Annotated in this window: 14 protein-coding genes; 4 read left to right on the top strand and 10 right to left on the bottom strand. The window is 73.9% G+C overall.

Features of this window, described 5'->3' with window-relative positions; all coding sequences use genetic code 11:
* Nucleotides 1-28 precede the first annotated feature (28 nt).
* Complete coding sequence (locus KPL57_RS40820; protein ID WP_226355779.1) at nucleotides 29-493, top strand: peroxiredoxin; 465 nt, start codon at nucleotides 29-31, stop codon at nucleotides 491-493.
* 24 nt (nucleotides 494-517) lie between these two features.
* Here the strand turns inward: KPL57_RS40820 and map are convergent, their stop codons facing one another.
* The 9 genes from map to dxr all read right to left on the bottom strand — a co-directional run bounded on the left by map (nucleotide 518) and on the right by dxr (nucleotide 9,698).
* Nucleotides 518-1,375 carry a type I methionyl aminopeptidase gene (gene map / locus KPL57_RS40815; RefSeq protein ID WP_226355778.1) on the bottom strand — a complete coding sequence of 286 codons (858 nt, stop codon included), beginning with the start codon at nucleotides 1,373-1,375 and terminating at the stop codon, nucleotides 518-520.
* Nucleotides 1,376-1,400: 25 nt separating this feature from the next.
* Complete coding sequence (locus KPL57_RS40810; RefSeq protein WP_226355777.1) at nucleotides 1,401-1,784, bottom strand: DUF3054 domain-containing protein; 384 nt, start codon at nucleotides 1,782-1,784, stop codon at nucleotides 1,401-1,403.
* A gap of 58 nt (nucleotides 1,785-1,842) precedes the next feature.
* Nucleotides 1,843-3,675 (bottom strand): penicillin-binding transpeptidase domain-containing protein, encoded by a 1,833-nt coding sequence (locus KPL57_RS40805; RefSeq protein WP_226355776.1) that lies wholly within the window; start codon nucleotides 3,673-3,675, stop codon nucleotides 1,843-1,845.
* 169 nt (nucleotides 3,676-3,844) lie between these two features.
* Complete coding sequence (locus KPL57_RS70695) at nucleotides 3,845-4,555, bottom strand: CPBP family intramembrane glutamic endopeptidase (protein WP_226355775.1); 711 nt, start codon at nucleotides 4,553-4,555, stop codon at nucleotides 3,845-3,847.
* 101 nt (nucleotides 4,556-4,656) lie between these two features.
* Nucleotides 4,657-5,490: a GNAT family N-acetyltransferase gene (locus tag KPL57_RS40795; protein ID WP_226355774.1), complete on the bottom strand. Its 834-nt coding sequence runs from the start codon at nucleotides 5,488-5,490 to the stop codon at nucleotides 4,657-4,659.
* Between the two features lie 45 nt (nucleotides 5,491-5,535).
* A complete protein-coding gene (gene ispG / locus KPL57_RS40790) occupies nucleotides 5,536-6,693 on the bottom strand; it encodes a flavodoxin-dependent (E)-4-hydroxy-3-methylbut-2-enyl-diphosphate synthase (RefSeq protein WP_174565920.1) in 1,158 nt (385 codons plus the stop codon).
* A gap of 55 nt (nucleotides 6,694-6,748) precedes the next feature.
* Entirely contained in the window at nucleotides 6,749-7,240 is a 492-nt protein-coding gene (locus KPL57_RS40785) for a hypothetical protein (RefSeq protein WP_226355773.1), read from the bottom strand.
* Nucleotides 7,237-8,556 (bottom strand): site-2 protease family protein, encoded by a 1,320-nt coding sequence (locus KPL57_RS40780; protein ID WP_226355772.1) that lies wholly within the window; start codon nucleotides 8,554-8,556, stop codon nucleotides 7,237-7,239. The genes KPL57_RS40785 and KPL57_RS40780 overlap by 4 nt, the downstream gene beginning before the upstream one ends.
* Complete coding sequence (gene dxr / locus KPL57_RS40775) at nucleotides 8,553-9,698, bottom strand: 1-deoxy-D-xylulose-5-phosphate reductoisomerase (protein WP_226355771.1); 1,146 nt, start codon at nucleotides 9,696-9,698, stop codon at nucleotides 8,553-8,555. Before dxr ends, KPL57_RS40780 begins: the two co-directional genes overlap by 4 nt.
* Before the next feature lie 73 nt (nucleotides 9,699-9,771).
* Between dxr and KPL57_RS40770 the strand changes: the two genes are divergently transcribed.
* Genes KPL57_RS40770 through KPL57_RS40760 form a run of 3 tightly spaced genes read left to right on the top strand, consistent with a single transcriptional unit; the run spans nucleotide 9,772 to nucleotide 11,237 of the window.
* The gene (locus tag KPL57_RS40770; RefSeq protein ID WP_226355770.1) at nucleotides 9,772-10,059 is read left to right on the top strand and encodes a DUF2631 domain-containing protein; all 288 of its coding nucleotides are present in this window, start codon (nucleotides 9,772-9,774) and stop codon (nucleotides 10,057-10,059) included.
* Nucleotides 10,060-10,068: 9 nt separating this feature from the next.
* Nucleotides 10,069-11,049, top strand: coding sequence for a non-homologous end-joining DNA ligase (gene ligD, locus KPL57_RS40765; RefSeq protein WP_226355769.1), 981 nt, complete (start codon nucleotides 10,069-10,071; stop codon nucleotides 11,047-11,049).
* Nucleotides 11,050-11,060: 11 nt separating this feature from the next.
* A complete protein-coding gene (locus KPL57_RS40760; protein ID WP_226355768.1) occupies nucleotides 11,061-11,237 on the top strand; it encodes a hypothetical protein in 177 nt (58 codons plus the stop codon).
* Here KPL57_RS40760 and mug read toward each other — a convergent pair.
* Complete coding sequence (gene mug / locus KPL57_RS40755; protein ID WP_226355767.1) at nucleotides 11,234-11,806, bottom strand: G/U mismatch-specific DNA glycosylase; 573 nt, start codon at nucleotides 11,804-11,806, stop codon at nucleotides 11,234-11,236. The genes KPL57_RS40760 and mug overlap by 4 nt on opposite strands.
* Between the last annotated feature and the right edge of the window lie 51 nt (nucleotides 11,807-11,857).

Raw genomic sequence — 11,857 nt, 5'->3', positions numbered from 1 at the left:
CCCCGCACCCGCGACCCGAGGAGACATCATGGCCGTCGGCGACACCGCCACCGACTTCGAGCTGCCCGACGAGGCCGGCGCACCGCGTCGGCTGTCCGACCTGCTGGCGGCCGGGCCCGTCGTCCTGTTCTTCTACCCGGCCGCGATGACCGGTGGCTGCACCGCCGAGGCCTGCCACTTCCGCGACCTCGCGGCCGAGTTCGCCGAGATCGGGGCGCAGCCGGTCGGGATCTCCTCGGACCGGCCGGACAAGCAGAACATGTTCGCCGCCGCGAACGGCTTCGGGTTCCCGCTGCTGTCCGACGCCGACCACACCGTCGCGAAGTCCTTCGGTGCCTACCGCGCCTGGCTGCCGGGGAACTTCCACACCCGCCGGAAGACGTTCGTGATCGGCGAGGACCGCGCGGTCCTCGCCGAGATCGGGTCCGAGACCGACATGAACAAGCACGCCGACGAGGCGCTGGCCCTGCTGCGCGAGCGCGCCGCCGCCTGACCCCGCACGCCGGGCGGACCCGCCTCAGGGCAGGGTCAGGATCTCCGCGCCGTCGTCGGTCACCACGATGGTGTGCTCGAACTGCGCGACCCACGACTTGTCCTTGGTGACGACCGTCCAGTCGTCGTCCCAGGTGTCGTAGTCGATGCCGCCGAGGGTGATCATCGGCTCGATGGTGAAGGTCATCCCCGGCTCGAGGACGGTGTGCACGTCGGGCTGGTCGTAGTGCAGCACGACCAGCCCGGAGTGGAACTCGTGGGCGATGCCGTGGCCGGTGAAGTCGCGGACCACGCCGTAGCCGAAGCGCTTGGCGTAGGACTCGATGACCCGGCCGACGACGTTCAGCTCGCGCCCGGGGCGGACGGCCTTGATGGCGCGCATCGTGGCCTCGCGGGTGCGCTCGACGAGCAGCCGCGCCTCCTCCGACACCTCACCGGCGAGGAAGGTCGCGTTGGTGTCGCCGTGCACCCCGCCGACGAACGCGGTGACGTCGACGTTGAGCACGTCGCCGTCGTCGATCACGGTCGTGTCCGGGATGCCGTGGCAGATGACCTCGTTGAGGCTGGTGCAGCAGGACTTGGGGAAGCCGCGGTAGCCCAGCGTCGAGGGGTACGCGTCGTGGTCGACGAGGAACTCGTGGACCACGCGGTCGATCTCGTCGGTGGTGATGCCCGGGCGGACGGTCTCCCCCGCGAGCTGCAGCGCCTGGGCCGCGACCTTCCCGGCGTGGCGCATCAGCTCGATCGTCTCGGGCGTCTGGATGTCGCCGCGGCGGCTGCGTGCCGGGGCCGGCTTGCCGACGTACTCCGGACGCGGGATGTGCGACGGCACCTCGCGGATCGGGGTCGGGGTGCCGGGGACGAGCAGCGTGCGGGTCGACATGACCCCCATCGTACGTCCGGGACCCTCAGCGGGTCGGGGTGCGCGGGGCCCGCATCCGCGCGACGGCGGCGGAGATCCCGCGCCAGCCCAGCAGCAGGACCGCGAGCGAGATCGTCGCGACGATCGCGAACGACAGCGGAAGCCGCCCCAGGAACCCCAGCCGCAGCAGGAGCCCGACGACCACGGCCCCGGCGAGCACGACCGCCCCGGCTCGCAGCGACGCGGGCGCCGACCGCACCCACGGCGTCGCCCAGGCCGCCGCGGCGCCCAGCGCGAACGGCAGCGCGGTGCCGAGCAGGCCGAGCACGCTGTCGGCCTCGGCGTGGCTCAGCCTCCCGATGGCGGCGAACACCACGACGGCGACGAGGTCGGCCACGAACGCCAGGGCGGGGATCCGGCTGGGGTGCACGACGACCAGGGTAGGGCGCCCGACCCGACGCCGTCCCGCCGCCGCCCGGCCGGGTCGCTCAGCGCGGGACGCCGGCCAGGAAGCGCGCCGTCATCTGCACCGCGGGCCCGGACGACCCGCCGTCGACGATGAGGGTGGCGAAGGCCAGGTCACCGCGGTAGCCGGTGAACCAGCCGTGCGAGCGGTTGCCGCCGTCGGGGCCCGCGTACTCGGCGGTGCCGGTCTTGCCGTACACCTCGCCCTGCTCGGCGGCGGCCCGCGCCGTCCCGGAGGTGACGACGGCGCGCATCATCGGCCGCAGCTGGTCGAGCACCGCGCGGTCCGGGGTGCCGGGCGCGACGGCGGCCTCGGTCGTCGCCCCGCGGATCAGCGACGGCGTGACGGGCGCGCCGTGCTGGACGGTCGCCGACACCAGCGCCATGCCGAACGGGGAGGCGAGGACGTCGCCCTGGCCGAAGCCGTCGCTGGCCCGCTGCAGGTCTTCGGTGGCGGGCGAGACGGTGCCGGTGATCGTCGTCATCCCGGGGATCTTCCAGTCCGCGCCGAAGCCGAGCGCCTTCCCGGCGTCCGGGAGGCCGCCGGCGGGCAGGCCGAGGGCGAGCCGGGAGAACGTGGTGTTGCAGGACTGCGCGAACGCCTCGGTCAGCGGCACGGTGCCGAGCACGAAGGAGTCCTCGTTGGGGATGGTGCGCCCGTCGATGACGGTGGTGCCGGGGCACTCGACCGGGGACTGCGGGGTGAGGTTCTCCGCCGGCATCGCCCCGTACGCGGTGACGATCTTGAAGGTGGAGCCGGGCGGGTAGCGGCCGGTCAGGGCCAGCGTGCCGTCGCGGTCGGCGGCCGCGTTCTGCGCCACCGCGAGCACCGCCCCGGTGGACGGCCGGATCGCGACGATCATCGCCTGCTTGGAGTCGGCGTCGACGGCGGCCTGCGCCGCGTCCTGCACGGTGCGGTCCAGCTCCAGGGTGACCGGCTTCCCCGGCCCGGCGGGCTGCCCGGCCACCGAGCGGACGGTCTCGCCGCGGGCGCCGACGACGTCGACCGACCAGCCGGGCGTCCCGCCGGCGGCCTTCTCGATGTCGGCGCGGGCGCCCTGCATCAGCTGGCCCGCGAAGCCCTGGTCGGGCGGCAGCAGCCGCGTCGAGGACACGAACCGGACGCCGGGCAGGTCGTAGATGCGGTCGCGGACCCGCTGGTAGTCGGGCTCCCGCAGCACGACGACGGTGTAGGCCTGCCCGTCCGGCACGGCGTTCGCGCCCGCGGTGATGCTCGACGCCGTGATCGCGAGGTCGATCGTGCCCAGTGCGGAGCCGAGCCCACCCGCGGCCTGCCCGACCTGCGCCTTGTCCAGGGTGACGGTGACGACCGGGGTGGGCGCGAGCAGCGTGGCCCCGCCGGCGTCGAGGACGGGCGCCGGGGCGGCGGTCACGGTGCGGGTCACCGGGCGCTGGCCGTCGGTGAGCCCCGGCGCGAACGCCGCGGGCGACCAGTCGACCGCCCAGCCGGTGTCGTTGCCCGCGGCGTCGTCGGCGGCGACGAGCGGCAGGTCCAGGGTGTAGTTCCAGGCCCGGCCCTGCCCCAGGTCCCAGGCGACCTCCACCGTCGACGTCGCGCGGTCGCCGTCGGTGCGGGTGCCGGTCACCCGGGCGGTCATGCCGGCCGGGGCGAGGTCGTCGCGGGACTTCTGCAGGTAGGCGCCCGCCGTCTCCGCGTCCGTGGTGTAGACGGCCGCACCCGGCGCGTCCCCCGCGGCCCAGGCCGTGACGTACCGCTCGGCGGTCGTCCCGGCACCACCCCAGGGGCGCAGCAGCGCCACCACGACACCCACCGCGACGAGCACGACGATCGCGGCGGCCAGGACCAGGGGGCGCTTCCGCAGGGTGGCGATCACGATCAGCGAGTATGCCGCGCCCGGTGTGAGGCCCGGGTGTCCGGGCGCCCCGTCAATCCTGCGCCGCGGCCAGGGTCTCGCGCACGGTGCGGTCGGATGAGCTCCCGGAGCGGGACGTCCTCGTCGGACACGGACCGACGCTGTCAGGCACCTGGTGGATGCCCGTCGCTCACAGCACCCCGGCGAACGCCAGCGCGACGACCTGGGCCATCGCGTTGTGCACCAGGTGCGTGACCACCCCCGGCCACACCGAGCCGCTGCGTCGCCGCAGCTCGCCGGCGACCAGGCCGACCACCAGGGCCGTCACGAACACCGCGTTCAGCCCGTGTGCCAGAGCGAACACCAGCGCGCTGCCCACCACACCGACGACGGCGCCGTAGCGCAGCAGCGCCGAGGTGACCACCCCGCGGAACAGCAGCTCCTCCCCCAGCGGAGTCAGCACCGCGAGGAACAGCAGCGACAGCGCCACCGACCAGGCCCCGCCGCTGCCCGCGTCGGCGTAGGCGCCCTGGATGTTCTCCGGCTCGATCCCGAGCGCGACCATCCCGACCACCAGCAGCCGGCTGACGACGAAGGCCAGGACCGCCCCGGCGGCGCCGAGCAGCAGCCAGCGCACGGTCGTCGCCCGCACGCCGAACTCCGGCAGCGGGCGACGCCGGACCGCGACGGCCGCGGCGAACCCGGCGATGCCCGCGATCCCCGACAGCGCCGCGAGGAACAGGCCCCCGGCGAGCGGACCGGGGTCGAGGGTCCGCAGCACCAGCGGTCCGCCCCCGTAGGCGACGGCGGCCAGCACGACCAGGCCGACGACGACCTCCACCCACCCGGGGCGCGGGCCGGTACCGGTGGTGACCGGCGACGCGGAGCTGGAACGGGACACGGCGACCTCCCTGCGCGTGGTGGCGCGGCGGATGTCCGCGACCACGGCCGAGTCGACACCGTGCCGTTGCGGCACGGTCAAGTACCGCCACTCGATCGTGGTCAGAACAGGACGGTGGCGAACCGTGCGACCTGGACGAAGCCCACCCGCTGGTACGCGGCCCTGGCCGGGGCGTTGAAGGCGTTGACGTACAGGCTGGCGCGGCGGCCCATCCCGGCGAGCGCGACCGCGACCGCCGACGTCCCGGCCGTGCCGAGCCCGTGCCCGCGCCAGGCCGGGTTCACCCAGACCCCCTGGATCTGGCCGACGGTGCGCGACAGGGCGCCGATCTCGGCCTTGAACACGACCTCGCCGTCGTGGAACCGGGCGAACGCCCGCCCGGAGGTGATCAGCTCGGCGACCCGGGCCCGGTAGCCCGCCCCGCCGTCGCCCTCGCGGGGGTCGACGCCGACCTCCTCGGTGAACATCGCGACGGCGGCCGGCAGGTAGCGGTCGAGCTCGGAGATGCGGACCGGACGCACCCGGGTGTCGGGCGCGATCATCGGCGGCCGTTCGAGGGTCATCAGCGGCTGGTCGGGCCGGATCTCGCGGGCCGGGCCCCAGCCCGGTGCGAGCTCCTCCCACAGCGGCAGGACGAGCTCGGCCCGCCCCACCAGCGACGAGCACACCCGTCCGGCCCGGCGGGCCCGGTCGGCGAAGGCACGCAGCGCCGCCCGGTCACCGCGCAGCGGCACCAGGTTCGCCCCGGAGAAGCACAGACCGTCCGCCGGGGCCCCGTGGGACCACAGCTCACCGCCCAGCCGCCACGGGTCGAGGCCGACCGCCTCGATGCGGGAGGCGACCATGCACGCGGCGACCGGGTCGGCGTCGAGCACGTCGTGCACCCCGGAGCGGTGACGATCGTCGAGAAGCCGTGCTCCGGCCACCCTCAGCACGGGTTCATGATGCCACGCCGACGCCCGTCCGGTACCGGCACTCGCTCAGCCGACGGTCACCTGCGGTTCACCCGTCACACCGTCCACGCTCTCGCCCATCTCCTCGGCGAGCCGCATGGCCTCCTCGATCAGCGTCTCCACGATCTTGTGCTCGGGGACGGTCTTGATGACCTCGCCCTTGACGAAGATCTGGCCCTTGCCGTTGCCGGAGGCGACGCCCAGATCGGCCTCGCGGGCCTCACCGGGACCGTTGACGACGCAGCCCATGACGGCCACGCGCAGCGGGACCTCCATGCCGGTCAGACCGGCGGTGACCTCGTCGGCGAGGGTGTAGACGTCGACCTGGGCCCGCCCGCAGGACGGGCAGGACACGATCTCGAGCTTGCGCGGGCGCAGGTTCAGCGACTCGAGGATCTGCTGGCCGACCTTGATCTCCTCGACCGGCGGCGCGGACAGCGAGACCCGGATGGTGTCGCCGATGCCCTGGCGCAGCAGCGCCCCGAACGCGACGGCCGACTTGATCGTGCCCTGGAACGCGGGCCCGGCCTCGGTGACGCCCAGGTGCAGCGGGTAGTCGCACTGCTCGGCGAGCAGCTCGTAGGCCCGCACCATGACGACCGGGTCGTTGTGCTTGACCGAGATCTTGATGTCGTGGAAGTCGTGCTCGGCGAACAGGCCCGCCTCCCACATGGCCGACTCGGCGAGCGCCTCGGGCGTCGCCTTGCCGTACTTCTCCATCAGGCGCTTGTCGAGCGAGCCCGCGTTGACCCCGATCCGGATCGGCGTGCCGTGGTCCTTCGCGGCCTGCGCGATCTCCTTGACCTGGTCGTCGAACTTGCGGATGTTGCCCGGGTTCACCCGCACCGCGGCGCAGCCGGCCTCGATCGCGGCGAACACGTACTTGGGCTGGAAGTGGATGTCGGCGATCACCGGGATCTGCGACTTCTGCGCGATCGCGGGCAGGGCCTCGGCGTCGTCGGCGGACGGGCAGGCGACGCGCACGATGTCGCAGCCGGCCGCGGTCAGCTCGGCGATCTGCTGGAGGGTCGCGTTGACGTCGGAGGTCAGGGTGGTCGTCATGGACTGGACGGAGATCGGGTGGTCGGATCCGACACCGACCGGGCCGACCTGCAGCTGCCGCGTCCTCCGGCGCGGGGCCAGGGTCGGCGCGGGCGCGGACGGCATACCCAGGGAGACGCTCACGACCTCCACTATCCCACCGCGCCGCGGGACCCGCCGTACCCGGTGAGCAGGGGCACTACGTCCGGCCCTGGTTCTCCTGCGCGTCCTGCAGCGTCGAGCTGTGCGGCAGCCAGGTCGCCAGCTCCACCGGCCAGCCGTCCTCGGCGAGCACCCGGACGACGGCGGGGTCGTCGTCGAGGATCATCGCGATCTCCCGCTCACGGGCGAGCAGCCGCAGGACCTCGCGCTTGACGTAGCGGGCGGGGCGGTGGTCGTCGTCGGGGCGCATGAACAGCGGCCCGGTCGGCAGGCCGAAGCCCTTCAGCCAGGTCTCGGTCAGCCTGCGGTTCCGCTCGGGGCGGCCGGTCAGGTAGACGACGTCGTACTCGTCCTGGGCCGCGCGCAGCCGGTCCGCGCCCTCGTCGAGCAGCGGGTCGGCGTGTGCGGCGGCGAAGAACTTCTCCCACCGGTGCACGTCGAGGTAGTGCAGCCGGTGCGAGACGTCGGCGAGGACGCCGTCGATGTCGAAGACCGCCAGCGGGCGTGCGCCCTCGGGTGCTGCGCTCACCCGAACAGCCGCACCGGGTTGACGATGTCGGCGATCGCGACCATGACCGAGAACCCCAGGAAGACGATCACGAAGACGTAGGCGACGGGTAGCAGCTTGGCCGCGTCGACCGGCCCGGGGTCGGGGCGTCCGAGCAGCTTCGCGGTGTTGCGCTTGATCGCCTCCCAGATCGCCGGGACGATCTGGCCGCCGTCCAGCGGCGGGACCGGCAGCAGGTTCAGGAAGAACAGCGAGAGGTTCACCGCGGCGAGCATGTTCAGGAACAGCGACACGTCCTGCTGCCAGGGCACGTTCTGCTGGGCGAGGATCTCGCCGCCGATCCGGGAGACGCCGACGACGCCCATCGGGCTGTTCTCGCCCCGCTCCTCACCGAGGAACGCGGCGCCGAACAGCGCCGGGATCCGGGCCGGGATCTGGGTGATCGCCTCGGCGGTGCGGGCCATGCCGTCGCCGATCCGCCCGACCGTCTCCCCCGCGGTGAGCGGCTGGTAGTTCGTGTTCAGCAGCACGCCCAGGTAGCCGGCGGTGATCGTGGCGTTCGGGTCGTCCGACTCGCGGTCCGGCAGCGTGTTGGGGATGACGTCCACGGTCAGCGGGATCTGCTGCCCGCCGCGCTCCACGACGATCGGCGTGGGCCCGGACGACGCGCGGATCGCGTCCTGCACGGCCTCGCCCTCGTCCGCGCCGAACTCGCGGCCGGCGACGGCGACGATCCGGTCGTCGGGCTGCACGCCCGCGGCCAGCGCCGGGGCCCGCGGGGCGCCCGCCGGGCAGCGGTCGGGCGCGCCGTTCTGCACCGCGGTGACCGGGAGCACGCACTCCTCGAGCGCGGAGATCTGGGTGGTCGGGGTGAGCACCCCGACGCCCATCAGCGTCACGAAGAACAGCGCGATCGCCAGGATCAGGTTCATGAACGGCCCGGCGAACATGACGATGATCCGCTTCCACGGCGACCGGGTCCAGAACTGCCGGTCCGCGTCCTGCGGGAGCACGTCGGCCTGCGACTGGCGCCGCGCGTCGTCCATCAGCCCCTGGAAGGGACCGGTGCGACGGTTGCGGCCCAGCGTCCCGCCCTTCGCGGGCGGCAGCATCCCGATCATCCGGACGTAGCCGCCCAGCGGGATCATCTTGATGCCGTACTCGGTCTCGCCGCGGCGCACCGACCAGAGGGTGCGGCCGAAACCGACCATGAACTCCGGGACCTTGATCCCGAACCAGCGGGCCGTGGTGAAGTGCCCGAGCTCGTGCCAGGCGATCGACAGCAGCAGCCCGAAGAAGAAGATCGCGATACCGACGACCGTCCAGACGATGGTCACGTTCCCGCCTTCTCGCGCGCGTGGGCGCGGGCCCAGGTCTCGGCAGCCAGCACGTCGTCCACGGTAGCCGGGTCACCCGTCCAGGCGTCGGCCGCCTCCAGTACCCCGCCGAGCAGGTCGGTGACGTCGGTGTAGCCGATCGCCCCGGCGACGAACGCCTCGACGAGCTCCTCGTTGGCCGCGTTGAGCACCGCGGGCAGGCAGCCGCCCGTGGTCCCGGCGGCGCGGGCCAGCCGCACACCGGGGAACGCGTCGTCGTCGAGGGGCTCGAAGGTCCAGCTCTGCGCGGTGTCCCACCGGCACGGCGCCGAGGCGCCGGCGATGCGGTCCGGCCAGCCGAGCGCCAGCGCGATCGGCAGCCGCATGTCCGGCGGCGACGCCTGCGCGATCGTCGAGCCGTCGGTGAAGGTGACCATCGAGTGCACGACCGACTGCGGGTGCACGGTGACGTCGATGCGGTCGTAGGGCACCCCGAACAGCAGGTGCGCCTCGATCACCTCGAGGCCCTTGTTCACCAGCGTCGCCGAGTTGATCGTGATGACCGGGCCCATGTCCCAGGTCGGGTGCTTGAGGGCCTGCTCGACGGTCACGTCCCGCAGCGACGCGCGCGACCGGCCGCGGAACGGGCCGCCCGAGGCGGTGAGGACCAGCCGGTCGACCTCGGACTCCCGCCCGCCGCGCAGGCACTGCGCGAGCGCGGAGTGCTCGGAGTCGACCGGCACGATCTGGCCCGGCGCGGCCGCCGCCGACACCATCGGGCCGCCGGCGACCAGCGACTCCTTGTTCGCCAGCGCGAGCCGGGCACCGGTGGCGAGCGCGGCCAGGGTCGGGCCGAGGCCGCGGGAGCCGGTGATGCCGTTCAGGACGATGTCGGCGCCGCAGGCGGTGACCAGCTCGGTCGCGGCGTCCGGGCCGTCGAGCACCTCGACGCCGGGCAGCTCCTCCCGCAGCCGCACCGCCGCCGCGGCGGACGCGACGGCGACCCGCCCGACCCGGTGCGTGCGGACCTGGGACACCAGCAGGTCCACGTCCGATCCGCCCGCGGCCAGCCCGGACACCGTGAACCCGCCGGCGCGGGTGATCACGTCCAGGGCCTGGGTGCCGATCGACCCGGTGCTGCCCAACACGACGAGTGACTTCATCACGGCACATCATCCTCGCCCCGCGAGCTGTGCGACGATGACCCCGCACGGAGCCGGACCAGGAGGAACCCCAGTGGCCAGCAAGGCAGTGGCGAGCAACGCAGTCCCGAGCAGGACGCGCGAGATCGCGATCAGGTCCGGCGTCGACCCGGCGGACGAGCCGTCGGTCGACTGGGGCTGGCACCAGAACTTCTCCAAGGGTCTGCCGATCGCGGCCGCCGTCGCCGGCATCGCGCTGCTGCTGTTCACGATCGGCCATCCGACCAGCTGGACCGAGTTCCTCTTCTCGGCCGTGCCCGCCGTCGTCTGCCTGATCGGTGCGGTCGCGCTCCCGGTCTACCGTCGGCGTCGCCGGCTCTGACCCCGTCGGGTGGCCGCGCGCGGTGCGGGTGAGCCGGTCGAGCTGACGATCGGCGACCGCGTGGTGCGGCTGTCCAGCCCCGACCGCGTCTACTTCCCGGAGCGGGGCGAGACCAAGCGGGACCTGGCCGACTACTACACCGCCGTCGGCGACGGCGTCGTCCGCGCACTGCGCGACCGGCCGTGCATGCTGCACCGCTTCCCCACCGGCGTCACCGGGGAGAAGGTGCACCAGAAGCGGCTGCCGCGCGGCGCCCCGGACTGGGTCCGGACCGTCCGCGTGACCTTCCCGCGGTACAACCGCACCGCCGACGAGCTGTGCGTCGCCCACCCGGCCGACGTCGTCTGGGCGGTGCAGATGTCCACGGTCGAGTTCCACCCCTGGAACTCCCGCGCCGCTGACGTCGAGTCCCCCGACGAGTGGCGCATCGACCTCGACCCGATGCCCGACGCGTCCTGGGCCGACGTCCGCCGCGTCGCCGGTGTGGTGCACGAGGTGCTCGACGAGCTGGGCGCGACCGGGTTCCCGAAGACCTCCGGCGGCTCCGGACTGCACGTCTACGTGCGCATCCCGCCCGACCACGGGTTCGCCGACGTCCGCCGCGCCGCGCACGCGTTCGCCCGCGAGGTGGAGCGCCGCTGCGACCGCGTCGACCTGTCCTGGTGGCGCAGGGACCGCGACCCGTCGACGGTCTTCGTCGACTACAACCAGAACGCCCGCGACCACACGATCGCCTGCGCCTACTCGGTGCGCGGCACCCCCGACGCGCGGGTGTCGGCCCCGGTGACCTGGGACGAGATCGACGACTGCGAGCCCCGGGACTTCACGATCGCCACCGTCCCGGCCCGCTACGCCGAGCTGGGCGACCTGCACGCCGGCATCGACGAGGCCGTGTTCGGCATCGAGCCGCTGCTGGAGTGGGCCGACCGCGACGAGCGCGACGGCGCGGAGACGCCCGATCTGCCCGATCTCGACGGAGGCGGCCGCTAGGCTCGGCGCCCATGGACGACGGGCCACGCAAGGACAGGTTGAACCGCCTCGGGTACGGGATCGGCGGCGGTCTCGCCGTCGGGTCCGCCGTGTGGGTGCTGTCCGGCACGTGGTGGTGGCTGCTGGTCTTCCTCGCCGTCGGCCTGGCGCTCGGGCTGTTCCTGCGCGCGACGACCCCGGGGGCCTAGCCCGGCCCCTGCTCCCGGGCGCGGGCCCGCAGCCGCGCGAACTCGGCGACCATCGCCGCGCGCGACCAGTGCGCGTTGAGCCCCGAGGGGTTCGGCAGCACCCAGATCCCGGTCGCCCCCAGCCGGTCGGTCTGCTCCCCCACCGCCGCGTCGCGCCGCCCGAACGCGGTCCGGTAGGCCCCGATCCCGACGACGGCCAGCCACCCCGGCTCCCGCGCCGCGACCAGCGCGCGCAGCCGCTCCCCACCGGCGACGACCTCGTCGTCGGACAGCTCGTCGGCCCGCGCGGTGGCCCGGGGCGCCATGTTCGTGATGCCGAGCCCGAGCCGCGCCAGCTCGCCCTGCTCGGCCGGTGCCAGCAGGCGCGGGGTGAACCCGGCCCCGTGCAGCACCGGCCAGAACCGGTTGCCGGGACGGGCGAAGTGGTGCCCGGTCGCCGCCGACACCAGGCCGGGGTTGATGCCGCAGAACAGCACCCGCAGCGGCGGGTCGCCGGGCCCGGGCAGGACGTCGTCGATCGTCGCGTCCCGCGCCCGCTCCAGCGCCTCCCGGTCGGGCAGTCGTCCCACACCGATCAGTCTGGCCCACCCGGCCGGTCCCCCCTCGGACGGGCGAGCCGG

This window comes from Pseudonocardia sp. ICBG601 (assembly GCF_020496245.1).
This window is presented reverse-complemented; position numbering and strand designations above follow the sequence as displayed.

Coding starts and splice junctions, on each gene's coding strand:
- KPL57_RS40820 (WP_226355779.1), top strand. CDS start 29: ATGGCCGTCGGCGACACCGCCACCGACTTCGAGCTGCCCGACGAGGCC.
- map (WP_226355778.1), bottom strand. CDS start 1,375: ATGTCGACCCGCACGCTGCTCGTCCCCGGCACCCCGACCCCGATCCGC.
- dxr (WP_226355771.1), bottom strand. CDS start 9,698: ATGAAGTCACTCGTCGTGTTGGGCAGCACCGGGTCGATCGGCACCCAG.
- KPL57_RS40760 (WP_226355768.1), top strand. CDS start 11,061: ATGGACGACGGGCCACGCAAGGACAGGTTGAACCGCCTCGGGTACGGG.